19 protein-coding genes are annotated in these 16,774 nt (G+C 68.7%); 8 read left to right on the forward strand and 11 right to left on the reverse strand.

Annotated elements, in window-relative coordinates:
* Positions 1-82: 82 nt before the first annotated feature.
* The gene (gene folE2 / locus SBP02_RS00100) at positions 83-1,033 is read right to left on the reverse strand and encodes a GTP cyclohydrolase FolE2 (protein ID WP_318644359.1); all 951 of its coding nucleotides are present in this window, start codon (positions 1,031-1,033) and stop codon (positions 83-85) included.
* Between the two features lie 112 nt (positions 1,034-1,145).
* Here folE2 and zigA point away from each other — a divergent pair, with 112 nt between their 5' ends.
* Both zigA and SBP02_RS00110 read left to right on the forward strand, forming a co-directional pair.
* Positions 1,146-2,351, forward strand: a complete 1,206-nt coding sequence (gene zigA / locus SBP02_RS00105) for a zinc metallochaperone GTPase ZigA (RefSeq protein ID WP_318644360.1) — start codon at positions 1,146-1,148, stop codon at positions 2,349-2,351.
* A complete protein-coding gene (locus SBP02_RS00110) occupies positions 2,351-2,989 on the forward strand; it encodes a DUF1826 domain-containing protein (RefSeq protein ID WP_318644361.1) in 639 nt (212 codons plus the stop codon). Before zigA ends, SBP02_RS00110 begins: the two co-directional genes overlap by 1 nt.
* A 14-nt stretch (positions 2,990-3,003) precedes the next feature.
* On the opposite strand, the gene SBP02_RS00115 is transcribed toward SBP02_RS00110, so the two are convergent.
* Positions 3,004-3,357, reverse strand: a complete 354-nt coding sequence (locus tag SBP02_RS00115; RefSeq protein WP_318644362.1) for an NADH:ubiquinone oxidoreductase — start codon at positions 3,355-3,357, stop codon at positions 3,004-3,006.
* A 116-nt stretch (positions 3,358-3,473) separates the two neighbouring features.
* On the opposite strand from SBP02_RS00115, the gene SBP02_RS00120 reads away from it, so the two are divergent.
* From SBP02_RS00120 to blaOXA, 3 genes are all read left to right on the forward strand, one after another.
* Positions 3,474-4,439, forward strand: coding sequence for a CobW family GTP-binding protein (locus SBP02_RS00120; protein WP_318644363.1), 966 nt, complete (start codon positions 3,474-3,476; stop codon positions 4,437-4,439).
* A 117-nt stretch (positions 4,440-4,556) separates the two neighbouring features.
* Complete coding sequence (locus tag SBP02_RS00125) at positions 4,557-5,435, forward strand: alpha/beta fold hydrolase (protein ID WP_318644364.1); 879 nt, start codon at positions 4,557-4,559, stop codon at positions 5,433-5,435.
* Between the two features lie 77 nt (positions 5,436-5,512).
* On the forward strand, positions 5,513-6,295 hold the full coding sequence (blaOXA, locus tag SBP02_RS00130) for a class D beta-lactamase (protein WP_318644365.1): 783 nt from the start codon (positions 5,513-5,515) through the stop codon (positions 6,293-6,295).
* A gap of 9 nt (positions 6,296-6,304) precedes the next feature.
* Here blaOXA and SBP02_RS00135 read toward each other — a convergent pair whose 3' ends face one another.
* The 5 genes from SBP02_RS00135 to SBP02_RS00155 all read right to left on the reverse strand — a co-directional run bounded on the left by SBP02_RS00135 (position 6,305) and on the right by SBP02_RS00155 (position 11,034).
* Positions 6,305-6,691, reverse strand: a complete 387-nt coding sequence (locus tag SBP02_RS00135; RefSeq protein ID WP_318646392.1) for a DUF3301 domain-containing protein — start codon at positions 6,689-6,691, stop codon at positions 6,305-6,307.
* An 84-nt stretch (positions 6,692-6,775) separates the two neighbouring features.
* Entirely contained in the window at positions 6,776-7,258 is a 483-nt protein-coding gene (locus tag SBP02_RS00140) for an acyl-CoA thioesterase (protein ID WP_318644366.1), read from the reverse strand.
* 127 nt (positions 7,259-7,385) lie between these two features.
* Positions 7,386-8,144 carry an SDR family NAD(P)-dependent oxidoreductase gene (locus SBP02_RS00145; RefSeq protein WP_318644367.1) on the reverse strand — a complete coding sequence of 253 codons (759 nt, stop codon included), beginning with the start codon at positions 8,142-8,144 and terminating at the stop codon, positions 7,386-7,388.
* A 68-nt stretch (positions 8,145-8,212) separates the two neighbouring features.
* On the reverse strand, positions 8,213-9,592 hold the full coding sequence (locus SBP02_RS00150) for a glutamine synthetase family protein (RefSeq protein WP_318646393.1): 1,380 nt from the start codon (positions 9,590-9,592) through the stop codon (positions 8,213-8,215).
* 50 nt (positions 9,593-9,642) lie between these two features.
* The gene (locus SBP02_RS00155; protein ID WP_318644369.1) at positions 9,643-11,034 is read right to left on the reverse strand and encodes an aspartate aminotransferase family protein; all 1,392 of its coding nucleotides are present in this window, start codon (positions 11,032-11,034) and stop codon (positions 9,643-9,645) included.
* A gap of 119 nt (positions 11,035-11,153) precedes the next feature.
* Between SBP02_RS00155 and SBP02_RS00160 the strand changes: the two genes are divergently transcribed.
* Positions 11,154-11,957 carry an SDR family NAD(P)-dependent oxidoreductase gene (locus tag SBP02_RS00160; protein WP_318644370.1) on the forward strand — a complete coding sequence of 268 codons (804 nt, stop codon included), beginning with the start codon at positions 11,154-11,156 and terminating at the stop codon, positions 11,955-11,957.
* Positions 11,958-12,037: 80 nt separating this feature from the next.
* Positions 12,038-12,703 carry a GntR family transcriptional regulator gene (locus SBP02_RS00165; RefSeq protein WP_318644371.1) on the forward strand — a complete coding sequence of 222 codons (666 nt, stop codon included), beginning with the start codon at positions 12,038-12,040 and terminating at the stop codon, positions 12,701-12,703.
* A 22-nt stretch (positions 12,704-12,725) separates the two neighbouring features.
* Here the strand turns inward: SBP02_RS00165 and SBP02_RS00170 are convergent, their stop codons facing one another.
* Positions 12,726-13,133, reverse strand: coding sequence for an SMI1/KNR4 family protein (locus SBP02_RS00170; protein WP_318644372.1), 408 nt, complete (start codon positions 13,131-13,133; stop codon positions 12,726-12,728).
* Positions 13,134-13,384: 251 nt separating this feature from the next.
* On the opposite strand from SBP02_RS00170, the gene SBP02_RS00175 reads away from it, so the two are divergent.
* Positions 13,385-13,855 carry an aminoacyl-tRNA deacylase gene (locus SBP02_RS00175; protein WP_318644373.1) on the forward strand — a complete coding sequence of 157 codons (471 nt, stop codon included), beginning with the start codon at positions 13,385-13,387 and terminating at the stop codon, positions 13,853-13,855.
* A 166-nt stretch (positions 13,856-14,021) separates the two neighbouring features.
* Here SBP02_RS00175 and SBP02_RS00180 read toward each other — a convergent pair whose 3' ends face one another.
* The 3 genes from SBP02_RS00180 to SBP02_RS00190 all read right to left on the reverse strand — a co-directional run bounded on the left by SBP02_RS00180 (position 14,022) and on the right by SBP02_RS00190 (position 16,763).
* On the reverse strand, positions 14,022-14,864 hold the full coding sequence (locus SBP02_RS00180; RefSeq protein WP_318644374.1) for a Tim44 domain-containing protein: 843 nt from the start codon (positions 14,862-14,864) through the stop codon (positions 14,022-14,024).
* A gap of 118 nt (positions 14,865-14,982) precedes the next feature.
* A complete protein-coding gene (locus SBP02_RS00185; RefSeq protein ID WP_318644375.1) occupies positions 14,983-15,561 on the reverse strand; it encodes a TetR/AcrR family transcriptional regulator in 579 nt (192 codons plus the stop codon).
* A gap of 107 nt (positions 15,562-15,668) precedes the next feature.
* Positions 15,669-16,763 (reverse strand): TRAP transporter substrate-binding protein, encoded by a 1,095-nt coding sequence (locus SBP02_RS00190; protein ID WP_318644376.1) that lies wholly within the window; start codon positions 16,761-16,763, stop codon positions 15,669-15,671.
* Positions 16,764-16,774 lie beyond the last annotated feature (11 nt).

The following is a 16,774-nucleotide window of genomic DNA, read 5'->3' on the forward strand; positions in this document are numbered from 1 at the left end:
TCGAGGGGCAGAGCCCAGCGGGCCCGCAGGTATTGTTGCCGCCGTCCGGCGGGCGATCCATGGCGTGCTGTCCAACCGGGCGTTAAGCACTGCCCAACCGAGGGCTGTCGCCGAATCCTAGCCATGGCGCGCTCAGCGGCGATTCGCCCCGCTGCCAGTGGCTTTCGGCCTGGGCATCGTGGGCATGCAGGCTCTCGGCATGCACCACCCGCACCGTGAAAGCCTGCAGCCGGGGCTGTTGGCCCAGGGCCTGGTGCAGGCGGCGGGCGGCGTCTTCGCAGAACATCAGGTTCTGCCCATTGGTCAGGGCGAAGGCCTGCTCGTCGGCACGCTTGACCGCAGTCTGCACGGCAGTGCCGAGAGCCCGTTCGGCGGCGTCGAGCAGCTCGAGCAGCGGCAGGTCGTCGGCGCCTTTTTCCAGGCGCACGCGCAGGGTCGCGTGGCTGCGTTGGCTGTGGGGCGTGGCGAGGATGCCCTGGGTCGAGCCGAGCCAGGCCAGCAGGCGCTCGTGGTCGAGTGCCTGGTCGGCGAAGTCCTCGACGAAGCGTCGCTGGATCAGCTGGCGGGCCAGGGCAGCGGAACAGGGACAGGTCGAGGAGTAGGCCAGGGTCAGCTGCAGTTCCACGTGGAACCCGCGCCGATCCTGGCGTGCGTGCACCTCGAAGGGGTAGGACTTCCAGCCGGCCAGCGCGCTGACCAGGGCCGGACGCTGCAGCAGGACCTCGCCGCGCAGGCTCAGGTAGGCCGTCTCGGACAGACCGTCGTGACTGGCGAGGAAGTCATCCAGCACCTGCTGCAGCAGTGCCGGGGTCAGGGGCCGATGTTCCAGGATTTGCAGGGCCAGGTAGAGCCGCGACATGTGAATGCCGCGGCTGCCGCCATTGTCCAGGCTGACGCCGGCGTCGGCGCGGGCATTGATGCGCTGCCCGAGCAGCAGCACAGGCAGGGCGATGGCGCCCATGCCGACCCAGTCCAGGGGTAGGTCATGGGCTGTGGCATGGGATGCGATGTCCGGGAGTATCTGGGCAGTCATCGGAGTTCCGGGGCTGTGTCGAATCATTAATGTTATGTTATAACAAATAATATGTTGCCGGGACGATCCCGCGCAACTCGACCACTGCCGCCTCTAGCCCTGGAGTTCCATCGTGCCCAAGCGCCTCCCCGTTACCCTGTTGTCCGGCTTTCTCGGCGCCGGCAAGAGCACCCTGCTCAATCACATCCTGAAGAACCGCGAAGGGCTCAGGGTCGCGGTGATCGTCAACGATATGAGCGAGATCAACATCGATGTCCACGAAGTGCAGCGCGATGTCGGCCTGAGCCGCACCGAGGAAAGGCTGGTGGAGATGAGCAATGGCTGCATCTGCTGCACCCTGCGTGAGGACCTGCTGGAAGAGGTCAGCCGCCTGGCCCGCGACGGCCGCTTCGACTACCTGCTGATCGAGTCCACCGGCATCTCCGAGCCCTTGCCGGTGGCCGAGACCTTCACCTTTCGCGACGAACAGGGCCAGAGCCTGGCGGATCTGGCGCGCCTCGACACCCTGGTGACGGTGGTGGATGGGGTCAACTTCCTGCGCGACTTTCACGCCGCCGAAGGCCTGGTCAGCCGTGGCGAAACCCTCGGCGAGGACGACCAGCGCTCGATCACCGATCTGCTGATCGAGCAGGTGGAGTTCGCCGACGTCATCCTGATCAGCAAGACCGACCTGATCTCCAGCGCCGAGCGCGAGGAGCTGAGCGCCATTCTGCGAGGCCTCAATACCGAGGCCGAGATCTGGCCCATGGTCATGGGCCAGGTGCCGCTGGCGCGAATACTCGACACCGGCCGCTTCGACTTCGCCCGCGCCGCCCAGGCGCCCGGCTGGCTCAAGCAGCTGCGCGGCGAGCAGATGCCGGAGACCGAGGAATATGGCATCGCCTCCGGCGCCTACCAGGCGCGGCGGCCGTTTCATCCCGAACGTTTCTTCGATTTCCTCTCTCGGGAGTGGAGCAATGGCCGCTTGCTGCGCTCCAAGGGTTTCTTCTGGCTGGCGAGCAAGCCCGAGGAGGCCGGCAGCTGGTCCCAGGCCGGCGGCCTGATGCGGCATGGCTATGCCGGCCGCTGGTGGCGCTTCGTGCCCAAGGCGCAGTGGCCGCAGGACGAAGAGGGCCAGGCGACGATCATGGGCAAGTGGCACGCCACGGTCGGTGACTGCCGCCAGGAACTGGTGTTCATCGGCCAGCATATCGATTTCGCTCGCCTCAACGCCGAACTGGACGCCTGTTTGCTCGACGATGGCGAGCTGGTCCAGGGCCCGGAGGCCTGGCGCGTCATGCCCGATCCGTTCGGGCCCTGGCAGCAGGAGGCCGACTAATGTCGGCGCCGCATCGACCCTTGCCACGCCAGGTGGCGGGGGAGCAGATGCAGGTGCTGACCGAGGTGCTGCGCGATGACGTCAACCTGGCGGTCTGGCAGCGCCGGCTGGAGCCCCGGGTCGCCAGCTTCGCCGCGCAACTGCTGGCCACGGGCGCGCCGCTGGCGCACAGCCTGACCCTGGAGCTGGCGGCCGAGGATGCCGAGCCGGACCTGCGGGGGCTGCTCGCCGGTTTCGATGAGCTACCCGGCTGCCAGGCGTTTCACGCCGATGTCGCCTGGCTGGTGCGGGCCTATGCCTGCCTGCTCGATGCCCGCCTGATCGGCCTGCGCCTGCGCGCGCTGGACCGGGCCATGTGTCCGCGCTTTCATGTCGACCGGGTGCCCCTGCGCCTGGTCACCAGCTATGCCGGCGGCGGCAGCCAGTGGCTGAAGGAGGGCGTGCTGCCGCGCGAGGGGCTGGGCCAGGCGGCTGCCGAGGGGCAGGTGGCGCCGATCGAGCAGCTCGAGAGCGGCCATGTGGCGTTGCTCAAGGGCGAGGGCTGGCTGGGTAACGAGGGCCGCGGGCTGATCCATCGCTCGCCGCAACCGGTCCCCGGTCAGCGGCGTCTGCTGCTGACCCTGGACTGGCTGGAGTGAACGGCCGCCGGGCGTCAGCGCGCCATCCAGACGCCGCGGTTCTGCCTCTCGCAGAAGGGTTTCAGGTAGTTGGCGTCGGTGGCCACGCCGTAGTAGTGGATGTCCTGCTGGTAGGGGGTGCCACCGACCTTGGCGCTGCGACAGACGCCGAAGGCGCCGAGCGGGCACTGTTCGACGAAGGCCACCTCGACCTTCTGGCCTTTCAGCTGGGGCTGACAGAAGCCGCTGCGGAACAGGTTCGGCGGGATGCTGCGGTTCTGCTGACAGACCTTGACGTCCAGGCGTTCGGCCTGGCTGTGAATCACACAGGCCTCGCCCCAGGCCAGGGAGGACAGGCTACAGAGGATCAGCGGCGCTAGACGACGCATCGTATGGGCTCCGGGTTCGTGTGCCGGCGACTCTAGCACGGGGACTTTGCGGCGTCAGCGCATGGCGTCGGCAGCCCGCCCTTCTCCTCGCCGCGGTAAAGCCGCACCATAGGCCCATGCTCAATCATATCCCCACCCACCTGATCGGTGGCCCCCTGGGCGCCGGCAAGACCAGCCTGATTCGCCAGTTGCTGGCGCAGCGGCCGGCGCACGAGCGCTGGGCGGTGCTGGTCAACGAGTTCGGCCAGATCGGCCTGGACGCCGCCCTGCTCGCCAGCGACGCCGACGGCGTGGCCCTCGGCGAGGTGGCCGGCGGCTGCCTGTGTTGCGTCAACGGCGTGCCCTTCCAGGTCGGCCTGGGCCGCCTGCTGCGCAAGGCCCGGCCGCAGCGCCTGCTGATCGAGCCGTCCGGACTCGGCCACCCGCTGCAGCTGCTGGCGCAGCTGCGTCAACCGCCCTGGGCCGGGGTGCTGGCCGTGCAGCCGGCGCTGCTGGTGCTCGATGCCGCGGCCCTGGCCGCCGGCCAGCCCCTGGCCGACAGCCAGCAGGCGGCGCTGGCGGCGGCCGGCCTGCTGCTGCTGAACAAGGCCGAAGGCCTGGACGAGAAGGCCAGGGCGCGGGTCCTGGCCCGGCTGCCGCAACGGCCGCTGCGCTGGACCAGCCAGGCGGTGCTGCCACTGGCGGATCTGCCGGGCTATGCCGGCAGCGTGGCGGCCGGCATCGAGCTGCCGGACGTGCCCGGGTCGAGCGCGCCGCTGCCGAGTATCCGGCCCGCGGTGGACGCGCCGATCTGCCGGACCCAGGTGGGCCCGGAAGGCTGGAGCATCGGCTGGACCTGGCACTCCAGTCAGCGCTTCGTGCGGCAACGGGTGCAGCAGTGGCTCGAGACCCTGCCCTGGCGCCGCGCCAAGCTGGTGTTGCACACCGACGCCGGCTGGCTGTCGGCCAATGCCCTGGATGGCCGGCCCCTGCACTGGCAGGCCAGCGCCTGGCGCCAGGATTCGCGCCTGGAGCTGATCTTCGCCGAGGCACAGGATGCCGTTGCCCTGTCCTCCACCTTTGGCCGCTGCCGCCTGACCTGACGGCCGCGGCCTCTTCGCCATCCGGGGCCCGTCATGACGCATACGCGGCAGAACCGGCGGGTCACCGGCGCAGGCCTGATAAGCTTGGCTGTCGCCCCTTGATCGCCGAATACCACCATGCATCTAGAGTCCTGGTCCCATGCCTGTTCCGCCGGTTTCACCCTGCGCGGTTGGCACTCGCACCCCAGTGGCAAGCCGCTGCTGCACTTCCTGCACGGCAACGGCTATTGCGGGCGCGTCTACGAGCCCATGCTGGAGCGCCTGGCCGAGGACTTCGACCTCTGGCTGTGCGATGTGCAGGGGCATGGCGACAGCGACCATGGCGGCCGCTTCCACGGCTGGAACCGCAGCGCCGAGCTGGCCCTGGAGGCCTTCGCCCAGGGCCGTGGCGCCTTCGGTGCGGTGCCCGTGCATGCCGTCGGCCACAGTTTCGGCGGGGTGCTCAGCAGCCTGATGCTGGCCCAGCAGCCGCAGCTGTTCCAGCGCGCGGTGCTGCTCGACCCGGTGCTCTTCACCCCGGCGATGATCGGCGTGATGGCGCTGTCCGATGTGGTCGGCCTGGCCCGGCGCAACACCCTGGCGAGCAAGGCGCGCAAGCGCCGCCGGCAGTGGCCGGATCGCCTCGCCGCCCATGCTGCCCTGCACGGCCGCGGCATGTTCCGCGGCTGGAGCGAGGCGGCGTTCGAGGCCTATATCAACCATGCCCTGAAAGACACCGAGGACGGCGTCGAGCTCAAATGCCGGCCGAGCCGCGAGGCGGATATCTTCGGCTCGTTTCCCAAGCGTCTGTGGCCGTCGTTGGCCAAGGTGCTGACGCCGACCCAGGTGCTCTATGGCCAGCGCAGCTATCCCTTCGTCGCCAAGTCGGTGGCGCGCTGGTGCGCCGGCAATCCCCATGTGCATGCCCAGGTGGTGGCGGGCGGGCATTGCTTCATGCAGGAGCAACCGGACGACGCCGCCGAGCGGGTGCGGGCGTTTCTCCAGGCGGCCGGTTGATGCGACTCGCCAGGGCCGCGCGGAACCGCTGGAGGGCGGTGTGGTCTAGGCCGCGGGCTCAATCACCGGGAACGATCATGAAACGCATGCTTTGCAGCGCCTTGCTGGTGCTGGCCGGCCACGTCCAGGCCCTGGACTGGCAGGACAGCCCGGCGCTGGACCAGGCCTTCGCCCGTGCCGGGGCGACGGGCACCTTCGTCCTCCACGAAGTCGGCAGCGAGCAGCTGCAGGGACACAATCGCCGGCGCGCGGAAACCCGTTACCCGCCGGCCTCCACCTTCAAGATCGCCAACAGCCTGATCGGCCTGGCGACGGGCGCGGTCGCCAGCGTCGACGAGGTGTTCCCCTACGACGGCACGCCAAGGTTCCTCAAGAGCTGGGAGCGCGACATGGGCCTGCGCGAGGCGATCAGGGTGTCCAACCTGCCCGTGTACCAGGCGTTGGCGCGGCGTATCGGCCTGCCGCGCATGCGCCGCCAGGTCGCGGCCCTGGGCTATGGCAACGGCGAGGTCGGCACTGTAGTCGACAGGTTCTGGCTGGACGGGCCGCTGGCGATCAGCGTCGTGGAACAGAGCGAGTTTCTCGCCCGCCTGAGCCAGGATCGGCTGCCCCTGGCGCCGGCCATTCAGGCCAAGGTGCGGGAGATCAGCCTGCTCGAGCAGGGGCCGGGCTGGCGCCTGTACGGCAAGACGGGTTGGGCCACGTCCGTCGAGCCGGCCATCGGCTGGTGGGTGGGCTGGCTGGAGCAGGACGGCAAGCGCTACAGCTTCGCGCTGAACATGGACATCCATGACCAGGCCGAGCTGCCCGAGCGCGTGGCCCTGGGCAAGGCCAGCCTGCGTGCCCTGGGGCTGCTGTAGCCCCAGGCTTCAGCGTTCGCGTTCGCGCTCGCGGCGCCAGCGCTCCAGTTCGATCACCCGGGGATTGTCCGCAGGCGGGGCATTGAAGGGGTGCGGCGCCAACTCGATGCGCCCCAGCTGCTGGCCGAACATGACGATGCTGCCGGCGTGGCGCTGCTCGCCGGTGACGGTGAACTCGAAGCCGTAGACCCGGGCCAGGCGCTTGCGCCCGCGGGCGTCGGCCAGCAGGGTGATCTTGCGCAGGGCGACGTTACCGTCGAGCAACTCGACATCGGCCTTGGCGCAGTGCTGCTTGACCAGGGCCAGGGCGCGCTCGCGCAGGCCGTGGGCGTGCCACAACCAGGCGCCGGCGGTGGCCAGCAGCATCAGGACGAAGATATTGCCGAGGGTCAGCATGGGTGGCTCCAGGCGGCCATGGAGATCGGCCGGGGTCATCCCGCATTCTGCCAGGCCGGCGGGGGCACTGTCTTGCGCGGGGCCTCAGTCCTCGCCCTTGAGCTGCTGGTAGCGCCGCTCCAGCTCCTGGCGGATGGCCCGGCGCTGCTGGCCCTGGACGAAGCGCCGCTGTTCCTCGGCGCCCTGGGGCTGGCGTGGCGGCACGGGGGTGGGTTTGCCCTTGTCGTCGACGGCGACCATGGTGAAGAAGCAGCTGTTGGTGTGGCGTACCGAACGCTGGCGAATATTTTCGGTGACCACCTTGATGCCGATTTCCATGGAGCTGCGCCCGGTGTAGTTGACCGAGGCGAGGAAGGTCACCAGCTCGCCGACGTGGATCGGCTCGCGGAAGGTCACCTGGTCCACCGACAGGGTCACCACGTAGCAGCCGGCATAGCGGCTGGCGCAGGCGTAGGCGACCTCGTCCAGGTACTTGAGCAGGGTGCCGCCATGGACGTTGCCGGAGAAGTTGGCCATATCCGGGGTCATCAACACGGTCATCGACAGTTGGGCGTTTCCGGCTTCCATGGGCTTCTCTGCAGTTGAGGGACGGCGTGGGGCGCGCGGCGCCCCGTCTATCAGAACGACCCAGGCCGGGGGCGGGTCACGCCGTCGTGCGCATGGGGGCGGGTACCGGGCCTGTCAGGGCCCCTGGCTAGCGGCCCGCCGAGAGGCCGAAGTCGATCGCCAGGTCGGCGCCGGTGATGGCCTCGGCGTGGGGCTGGCACAGGTACCAGACCATCTCGGCCACCTCCTCGGGGCGCAGGAAGCGTGCGCCGCGGCCCTGCGGGTAGAGGTTGAGCAGTTCGCGCTTGTAGGCCGTGGGGTTGCCCTTGCCGTAGCGCTCGGCCTGGTAGTCGAGCATCGGCGTGGCGATGTCGCCGGGGGATACCGCGTTGACTCGCACGCCGTGTTCGGCCAGCTCCAGGGCCAGGGTCTTGCTCAGCATCACCAGCGCCGCCTTGCTCGCACAGTAGGCGGCCGAGCCGCGATAGGCCTGGCGGCCGGCATCGCTGGCGATGTTGATGATGCTGCCGCGGAACTCCTTGAGGTGGGGAATGGCCGCCTGGCTGAGGTAGAAGGCGGCCTTCAGGTTGACCCCCATGACCAGGTCGAAGTCCTCTTCGCCGAACTGCTCCACCGGCCCCTCGCGCCAGACCCCGGCGGCGTTGACCACGGCGTCCAGGCGGCCGGTGCTGGCCATGACCTTGGCGATCAGCTCATGGCAGTTGCCGGCGCTGCGCAGGTCGGCGGTGCAGCTGAAATCCAGTGGCACCTGGCCGTTGAGCATGTGCAGACCACCCTTGTCGACATCGGTGGCGGTGACTCGCCAATGACTCTGCGAGAAGCGCTTGGCGATGGCGCGGCCGAGGCCGCCGGCGGCACCGGTGATGAGGATGACGGGTGTGCTCATGGGGTGGCTCCTTTCGAGTGGCTGGTCCGTCCAGTGTAGGTAAGGTTGGATTGTCGGGCGTGATCGTCTCAGGCGTGGCTCAGGTACCAGCGCCAGTCCTGCTCGCCGACCTCGCCCATGAACTGGCGCAGCTCGGCCCACTTGATCGCCAGGAACACCTTGAGGAATTCCTCGCCCAGCGCCTGCCTGGCCCAGCTGGAAGTTTCCAGGGCGCGCAGGGCAGTCAGCCAGTCGGTCGGCAGGGTCTCGCGCGCCTGCTCGTAGCCGTTGCCGACCACGGCCTGGCCGGGATCGATCTGGTTCTTGATGCCGTGGTGGATGCCGGCGAGGATGGCCGCGGCGGCCAAATAGGGGTTGGCGTCGGCGCCGCAGATGCGGTGCTCGATGTGCCGGCTGTGGGCCGGGCCACCCGGGACGCGCAGCGACACGGTGCGGTTGTTCACCCCCCAGTTCTTGGCCAGCGGCGCGTAGCTGTTGGCCTGGAAGCGGCGGTAGGAGTTGGCGTTGGGGCAGAAGATCGCCAGGGCGTCGTCCAGGGTGGCCAGCATGCCGCCAATGGCGTGGCGCAACAGCGTGCCTTGCCTGCCTTCAAGGTCGGAAAGCTCGCTGGCCATCAGGTTGTTGCCCTCTGCGTCGGCCAGGCTGACGTGCAGGTGCAGGCCGCTGCCGGCCTGGTCGCCGAACGGCTTGGCCATGAAGCAGGCCTGCAGCCCGTGCCTGTTGGCCACGCCCTTGACCAGGCGCTTGTAGCGCACGCCTTCGTCGATGGCCTGCAGGGCGTCGAAGCGGTGTTCCAGGGTCAGCTCCAGCTGGCCCGGGGCGTACTCGGAGATCGCCGTGCGCACCGGCAGGCCCTGCACCTCGCAGGCGGCGTAGAGATCGTCGAGGAACGGCTGCAATTGCTCCAGTTCATGGACGCCATACACCTGCGGTGCCTGCGGGCGCACGCCGTTCATCTGCGGCGCCGGCTGCGGCCGGCCGCCCGCGTCGCGCCGCTGGTCGAGCAGGTAGAACTCCAGCTCCACCGCCATCACCGGGTGGTAGCCGTCGGCCTTGAGCCGATCGATGGCGCGCACCAGCACATGCCGCGGGTCGGCCGGGGCGGCGGGCATACCCTGGCTCGGGTGCATGCTCACCTGCAGCTGGCCGGTGGCCTGGGCGCGCCAGGGTTGCAGAGTCAGGCTGCCGGGCAGCGGGTAGGTCCAGCAGTCGGCATCGGCCACTTCCCAGACCAGGCCGCTGGCCTCGACGTCTTCGCCCTGGATGGTCAGCGCCAGGATCGAGCTGGGCAGCGGCCGACCGTTCTCGTAGAGGGCCAGCAGCTCGTCGCGGTGCAGCAGCTTGCCGCGCGGGATGCCGTTGGCGTCGATCAGCATCAGCTCGATGCTGCGCACCTCGGGGTGCTGGGCGAGGAAGTCGCGGGCTTCCTGGGGATCGGCGAATTGCATGGTCATTTCATCACCTGATGGACGCGTTGTGCGCCGGAGCGGAGGGTGGATTATTCGCGGGCGCCGGGGATGGCCAGCAGCTCGCTGAGGGCCTGGTCGAGGGTGGCGATCAGCAGGTCGACATCGGCGGCGCTGGTGTCCGGGCAGCACAGGCACATGTTGTGGAACGGGGTGATCAGGATGCCGCGGTTAATCAGGTACAGGTGCAGGGCCATCTGCAGCTCGTCGTGGAAGGCCGCTTCGGCCTCGGCGCCGGTCTTCGGCGCCAGCGGGCAGAACTGGAACTCGCTGCGCGCGCCCAGCTCGGTCACCGACCACTTCAGGTCGTGCTTGCCGATCAGGCGGCGGAAGCCGTCGGCCAGGCGCGCCGCCAGCGGCAGCATGTGGTCGTAGGCGGTCTGGGTCATCACCTGTTCCAGGTTGGCGCGCATGCAGTGCATGGCCAGGGCGTTGGCCGACAGGGTGGTGCCCATGCCGCTGTGGCCGTGGCCATGGCTGTCCGCGCTGGCCTGCTGGCGGACGCGCTGCATGGCGTCGGCCATCGCCGCGCTGCAGCCGAAGATGCCACAGGGCACGCCGCCGGCGATCGGCTTGCCGACCACGAAGAAGTCCGGATCGAGGTCCCACAGTCGGGTACAGCCGCCGATATCGGTGGAGATGGTGTGGGTTTCGTCGATGATCAGCAGCGAACCGTATTTGCGCGTGAGCTCGCGGCACTGCTGCATGAAGCCCGGCTCGGGCAGGACCATGCCGATGTTGGTCATCGCCGGCTCGCACAGCAGGGCGCAGACGTCGCCCTGGGCCAGCGCGGCCTCCAGGGCGGCGAGATCGTTGAACGGAATCGAGCGGCTGTGCTGGCTCAGGTCGTAGGCCTGGCCGATCAGGCCGGAGCGATGCACGGTGGCGCCGTCGCGGCTGCGCACCATCACATCATCCACGGTGCCGTGGTAGCAGCCGTCGAAGACCAGCAGGGTATTGCGCCGGGTGATGGCGCGCGCCCAGCGCAGCACATAGCGGTTGGAGTCGGTGGCGGTGGCGGTGACCTGCCAGAATGGCAGGCCGAAGCGCGCGGCCAGCAGCTCGCCGCAGACCACCGCATCCTCGCCCGGGAGCATAGTGGTCAGGCCGTTGTTGCCCTGCTCGGCGATGGCCCTGGCGATCGGCTCGGGCGAGTGGCCGAACATGCTGCCGGTGTCGCCCAGGCAGAAGTCGATGTAGGTGTGGCCGTCGACGTCATGGAAGCGCGCGCCCTTGGCCCGTTCGACGAACAGCGGCACCGGGGTCGACCAGTCGGCCATCCAGTGCATCGGCACACCGCCGAACAGCGAGTGGCGTGCCCGCTCGGCCAGGGCCACGGACTTCGGGTTGCGTTGCAGGAAGCGTTCGCGCTCACGGGCGGCGAAGGTCTCCACGGCGGATGGGCTGATACCACTGGCAGTCATGTTGAACACCTCGTTCGAATTTATGAACATTGTTATTTGTGATCACAAATAAGTCAATGGGTCGCCATTGAGGCAATATTTGCTAGTATTGCCACAAATTTGTGATCACAGGAGTGGCGATGCAGACGCATTCGATCTGGCAGGACCAGGTGGCGCTGGTCAGTGGTGCCGGCAGCGACAGCGGCATCGGTCTGGCCATCGCCAGGCGCCTGGGCCGTGAAGGGGTGCGTGTCCTGCTCAGCGCCAGCAGTGCACGGATCGAGCAGCGTGCGCGCGAGTTGCAGGCCGAAGGTATAGACGCTCGCGCGCTGGCCGCCGACCTCACCGACGAAGCGCAGGTCGCCGAACTGGCGAGTTGGGCGCAGGCCCAGTTCGGCCGGGTCGACATCCTGGTCAACAACGCCGGCATGGCCATGCAGGGCAGCCCGGAGCCGTTCGCCGAGGTGGCGCAGATGGACCTGGCGACCTGGAACCTGTCCCTTGCGCGCAACCTGACCAGCGCCTTCCTGCTCACCCGCGCCCTGCTGCCGGGCATGCAGGCGCGCGGCTATGGGCGCATCGTCAACATCAGCTCGACCACCGGCACCCGCGGCAGCAACCCCGGCGAGGCGGCCTACAGCGCGGCCAAGGCCGGCATGCTCGGGCTGAGCATGGGCCTGGCGCTGGAGGTGGCGAAGCAGGGGATCACGGTCAACAGCGTGGCGCCGGGCTGGATCGCCACCGGATCGAGTACCGACGAGGAGCGCCACGCCGCCGGGTACACGCCGATGGGCCGGGCCGGCCGCCCGCAGGAGATCGCCGGCGCCGTGGCTTTTCTCGCCTCGCCCGAAGCCAGCTACATTACCGGCGAGGTGCTGGTGGTCGACGGCGGCAACTGCCTGATCGAAAACAAGGCGCGCCCGCAGGAGATCAGCTTTCGTTGAAAACTTTGGAGAACCGCATGCGCAACTGCCTACTGACCCTGGCCCAACTGCCCGCACCACCGGCCGGGAGTCACTGATCCATGGCCGACAACCTGCAGGAACAGCTGTACCAGAATATTCGCGCGGCCCTGTTGGCCGGGCGTTTCCAACCCGGCGAGCGGCTGAAGATCCGCGACCTGGCCGCCGAGTGGGGCACCAGCCCGATGCCGGTGCGCGCCGCCTTGCAGCGGCTGGTCGCCGAGGGCGCGCTGGAGGGGGAGCAACAGCGTTCGGTGCGAGCGCCGGCGATGACCCGTGAGCGCTATGAGCAGTTGTTGCCGGTGCGCCTCAGCCTCGAGGGGCTGGCGGTGGAACTCGCCGCCGCGCGGATCGGCGCGGCCGACCTGGCGGCGCTGCACGACTGCATCACACGCATGGAGGGCGCGCTGGAGCGGCGCGACGTGCAGGCCTACCTGGCCGACAACAGCCGCTTCCACCTGCACCTGTACCAGGCCTGCGGCAATCCGGTGCTGCTGCGCCTGATCGAGTCGCTGTGGCTGCAGGTCGGGCCCTTCTTCAACCGCCTGTTCACCGAGGCGGACCTGTCGCTACGCCTCAACGACTTCCACGAGGACGTGTTCCTGGCCCTGCAGAACGGCGACGGCAAGGCGGCGCGGGCGGCGATGGAACAGGACCTGGGCTTCTTCGGCCAGTTCCTGCTCAACCTGCTGGCGCTGGAGCAGGGCGAGACCAGTCTTCAGGGCTGAGCCCGGTCTGCTCCGGACGGGCTCAGCTCTCCAGCCAGACGTCGCGCACCCAGTGCCACACGGTTTCCCAGCTTTCCTCGCTGAGCTCGCCACTGTCGCCTTCCCACAGCACCACGGTGCCGTCCGCCGCCACCGCGTAGTAGTCGCCCTGGTCTTCGCACAGCGGCACCAGCTCGCGGGGCAGGCCCAGGTCCCAGGCCACCGAGGCGACTTCCGGCAGGTAGGTGTGGGACTGCGGGTCGGCGGCGGTCACCGGCTCCAGGCGACCGTAGACCACGTCGCTGACGGTGAGCAGGAACTCGCGCAGCTCGTAGGGCAGGTGGATGAGGATCTGTTCCTGGATCTCCACCAGGGTTTCTTCGTCCGGCAGTTCCAGGGGCACCGGCACCGGCTCGTTCAGTTCGCGCAGCTGTTCTATGACTTCTTCCATGGCAGCGGGCCCTCATGGGTTGAAACGGGCTTTATACAGCAGCCGGCGCCGGGGAAAAACTCCGCTGCCGCCGATGCCGCGCAGGGACCGTGGCCAGACTGTGGCACCCGAGGGTATAGGCCCGTAACTGCTTTCAGGCGGGCGACCTAGTCACAAGTGTTTCTGCCCGTGCTGCCCTGCGGACTAAAATTCAAACAGGGGGTCGGTGTCTGGTTCACAGCCCAGCGAACGGGCGTGAGAGGAGGTGCATCATGCATATGGCAGCAACCTTACAGCGCAGCCTGGAGCGTGCGCAGTGTCAGTTCGATGTCGTGCCGCATCCGCATTCGGCGAGCAGCCTGGAGTCGGCGCGGGTCGCCAGCGTGCCGGCCGAGCGCCTGGCCAAGCCGGTGATCCTCGATGACCGCAAGGGCCATTACCTGATGGCCGTGCTGCCGGCCAACCGCCATCTGGACATGAGCATGGTGTGCAAGGGCGCGGAGCAGTGGCAGCTGAGCAGCGAGTCGGCCATCGCCGGGCTGTTCAAGGACTGCGAGCTGGGTGCCGTGCCGGCGGTCGGCGAAGCCTACGGCATGCACATGCGGGTCGACCCGATGCTGACCCGGCAGCAGGACATCTACTTCGAGGCCGGCGATCACGAGAGCCTGGTGCACATGAGCACCGAGCAGTTCCTCCGCCTGGTGCCCAATGCCGAAGTCTGCGAGTTGTGCCCGCAGGCCTGAGGCGGCGCGGCCGCCGCTCTACTACTGGCGGCGCTCGATCGCCTGTCGCCAGCGTCACCGTAGCGGCCAGAAGGGCAAGGGGCGGCGTTGAGCGGGTGGCGGTGCGGGCAGGGGCGGCGCCATAAAAAACCCCAGGCAAGCCTGGGGTTCTTCGTTAGCGGTGCGATCAGTTCTGGCGGATGCCGGCGACCAGCCAGGGCTGGTTGTCGCCGACCGCGCGCTCCAGGCGCCAGCTTTCGCTGAAGGCCTCGCCCTGGTCGAAGCGCGAGGTCTTCGACAGGCCGCTGAAGGTGAGGGTGGCCACGGTCTTGTCGCTCATGTCGTCGACGCCGTCCAGCTGCACCTCGAGGTTGTCGATGTAGGTGGACTGGAAGCCGTCGCCCAGTTCGGCGCGCTCGCGCTTGAGGAACTCCAGCAGCTGCGGGGTGACGAATTCGGCGATCTTGTCCATCTCGGCCGCATCCCAGTGCTGCTGCAGGCTGAGGAAGTGCTCGCGGCCGGCGGCGACGAAGCTCTGCTCGTTGAACCAGGCCGGGGCGTTGATCGCCGGCTTGCTCGCGGCGGCGCCGTTGCCGCCGAAGATCGAGGTCGGTGCGGCCGGCATCTCGCGCTGGTAGGGCGCACCACCGGCCATGGCCGGCTGGGCCTGGCGGCGCCGGGCGGCGAGGAAGCGCAGCAGCAGGAAGGCGATCAGGCCGAAGATCAGCATGTCCATGATCTGCAGGCCTTCGAAGCCGTCACCCATGAACATCGAGGCGAGCAGGCCGCCGGCGGCCAGGCCAGCCAGTGGGCCGAGCCAGCGCGAGGCACCGCTGGCGGCGGCGGGCTGACGACCGGCGGTCGGCGCGGTGGCGGCCGGCTGGCTTTGTGGCGCAGTCTGGCGAGTCTGGTGGCTCGGCGCGGAGCCGAACGACTTGCCGCCGCCCAGGCGCTTGGCTTCGGCTTCGAAACTCATGGTAAGGCCCAGGCTGAGGCACATGGCCAGGGCGACGCTGAGAAAACGCTGCATGTTCGGTCGGTCTCTTGTTGGTTGGAACGCTGCACGGCATCTTGCATGGCCGGGGTGGCGAATGCCAGCCGCAGAGTGTTTCGGGCTTTTGCTCTTGTATAAGGGAGCCGCAGCCTGCCTAGCGGCGCAGCAGCATCAGCAGGGGCCCGCCGCGCAGTTGCCGGCGCACGAAGGCACGGCATTCGGCGGCGTCTTCCTCCGGGTGGCGCAGCCAGTGCAGCACGCTGCGCAGGTAGGCGCCGCTGAGCAGGCTCTCCTCGGCGATGCGGTGCAGGTGCACGGACTCGCGCTGCGCCGCCTCGCGCCACCACTGCACGGTGCGACTGATGCGCAGCAGGCCGAGGACCTGCAGGTGGATGTGTCCGGGTTCGAGCTTGTACAGCAGCATCTGTCCGGTCACCGCGCGGTGGGCGGCCAGGCAGTCGAGCCAGGCGATCAGCAGCTCCTCCAGGCGCTTGGCCGGTTCCAGGGGAATCAGGTCGGCGGCTCTCGCCCGGGTCAGCAGGGCCTGGTCGGCCCGGTCGAACCAGGCCTCCACCAACTGGTCCTTGTCCCGGTAGTGACTGGCGATGGCCTCCAGACCGACCCCCAGCCGCGCCGCCACATCGAACAGGTGCAGGCGCTCCCAACCGCAGACATCGGCCAGTTCGAGGGCGGCGTCGAGGATCTTCGGGGCTGTGGTGCTGGTTTTCTTCATCGGCTCACCTCGCAGTCGAGTATGGGCCGGGTATGTCGCCGGGGCGGGGCGAGACGACAAACGGAGCCCGAGGGCTCCGTCTGCGTGGCGTGGCAGGCAGCGGGCGTTCAACGCCCGTTGTACAGCTCCTTCTCGGACAGCTGGTGCATCTGGCTGACCTGGGCCTGGAAGGCCTTCATCGAGGCCCAGATGCGGCCGTTCAGCTCGCTCTGCGCGGCCAGCTCGCCGAGCACCGACTCGGACTCGTGCTGCATGGCGGCCAGCACCTCGTCGGGGAAGCGCTTGAGCAGGGTGCCCTGCTGCTTGAGCTGATCCAGGGCCAGGGCGTTGTGGTAGACGTAGTCGTCCAGCATATCCTGATTGGCCGCGCGGACCGCCTCGGTGAGGATCGCCTGCAGGTCGGCCGGCAGGCTGTCGAAGGCCTTCTGGTTGATCAGCAGCTCGAGCACCGCCTGGGGCTCCTGCCAGCCGGGGTAGTAGTAGAACTTGGCCGCCTTGTGCAGGCCGAAGGCCAGGTCGTTGTAAGGGCTGACCCAGTCGGTGGCGTCGATGGCGTTGGTCTGCAGGGCGGTGAAGATCTCGCCGCCGGGCAGGTTCACGGTGGTGGCGCCGAGGCGACCGAGTACCTCGCCGCCGAGGCCCGGCATGCGGATCTTCAGGCCCTTGAGGTCATCCAGGGAGTTGATCTCCTTGTTATACCAGCCGCCCATCTGCATGCCGGTGTTGCCCACCGCCAGGGGCTTCACCCCATGGGGGGCGTAGGCCTCGTCCCACAGGGCCTGGCCGCCGCCTTTGCTCAGCCAGGCGTTCATCTCGCTGGTGGACAGGCCGAAGGGCACGGCGGTGAAGAACTGCGCGGCCGGCACCTTGCCCTTCCAGTAGTAGGCGGCGCCGTGGCCCAGCTCGGCGGTGCCGCGGGACACCGCGTCGAACACCTCCAGCGGCGGCACCAGCTCGCCGCCGGCGTAGACCTTGATGCTCAGGCGGCCGTCGCTCATGGTCGCCACCCGCTCGGCCAGGCGCTCGGCGGCGGTGCCCAGGCCGGGGAAGTTCTTCGGCCAGGCGGTGACCATCTTCCATTCGAAGCGCTGCATCGGCTCGGCCGCGGCCTGCTCCGTGCTGGCTTGTTCATCCTTGCAGCCGGCCAGGCCGAGGGCGGCGAGCAGGGCCGCGGCGGCGCCGAACAGGTAACGGCGGTTCATCGAGAGTCTCC

The organism is Pseudomonas benzenivorans (assembly GCF_033547155.1).
GTDB classification, from domain to species: domain Bacteria; phylum Pseudomonadota; class Gammaproteobacteria; order Pseudomonadales; family Pseudomonadaceae; genus Aquipseudomonas; species Aquipseudomonas benzenivorans_B.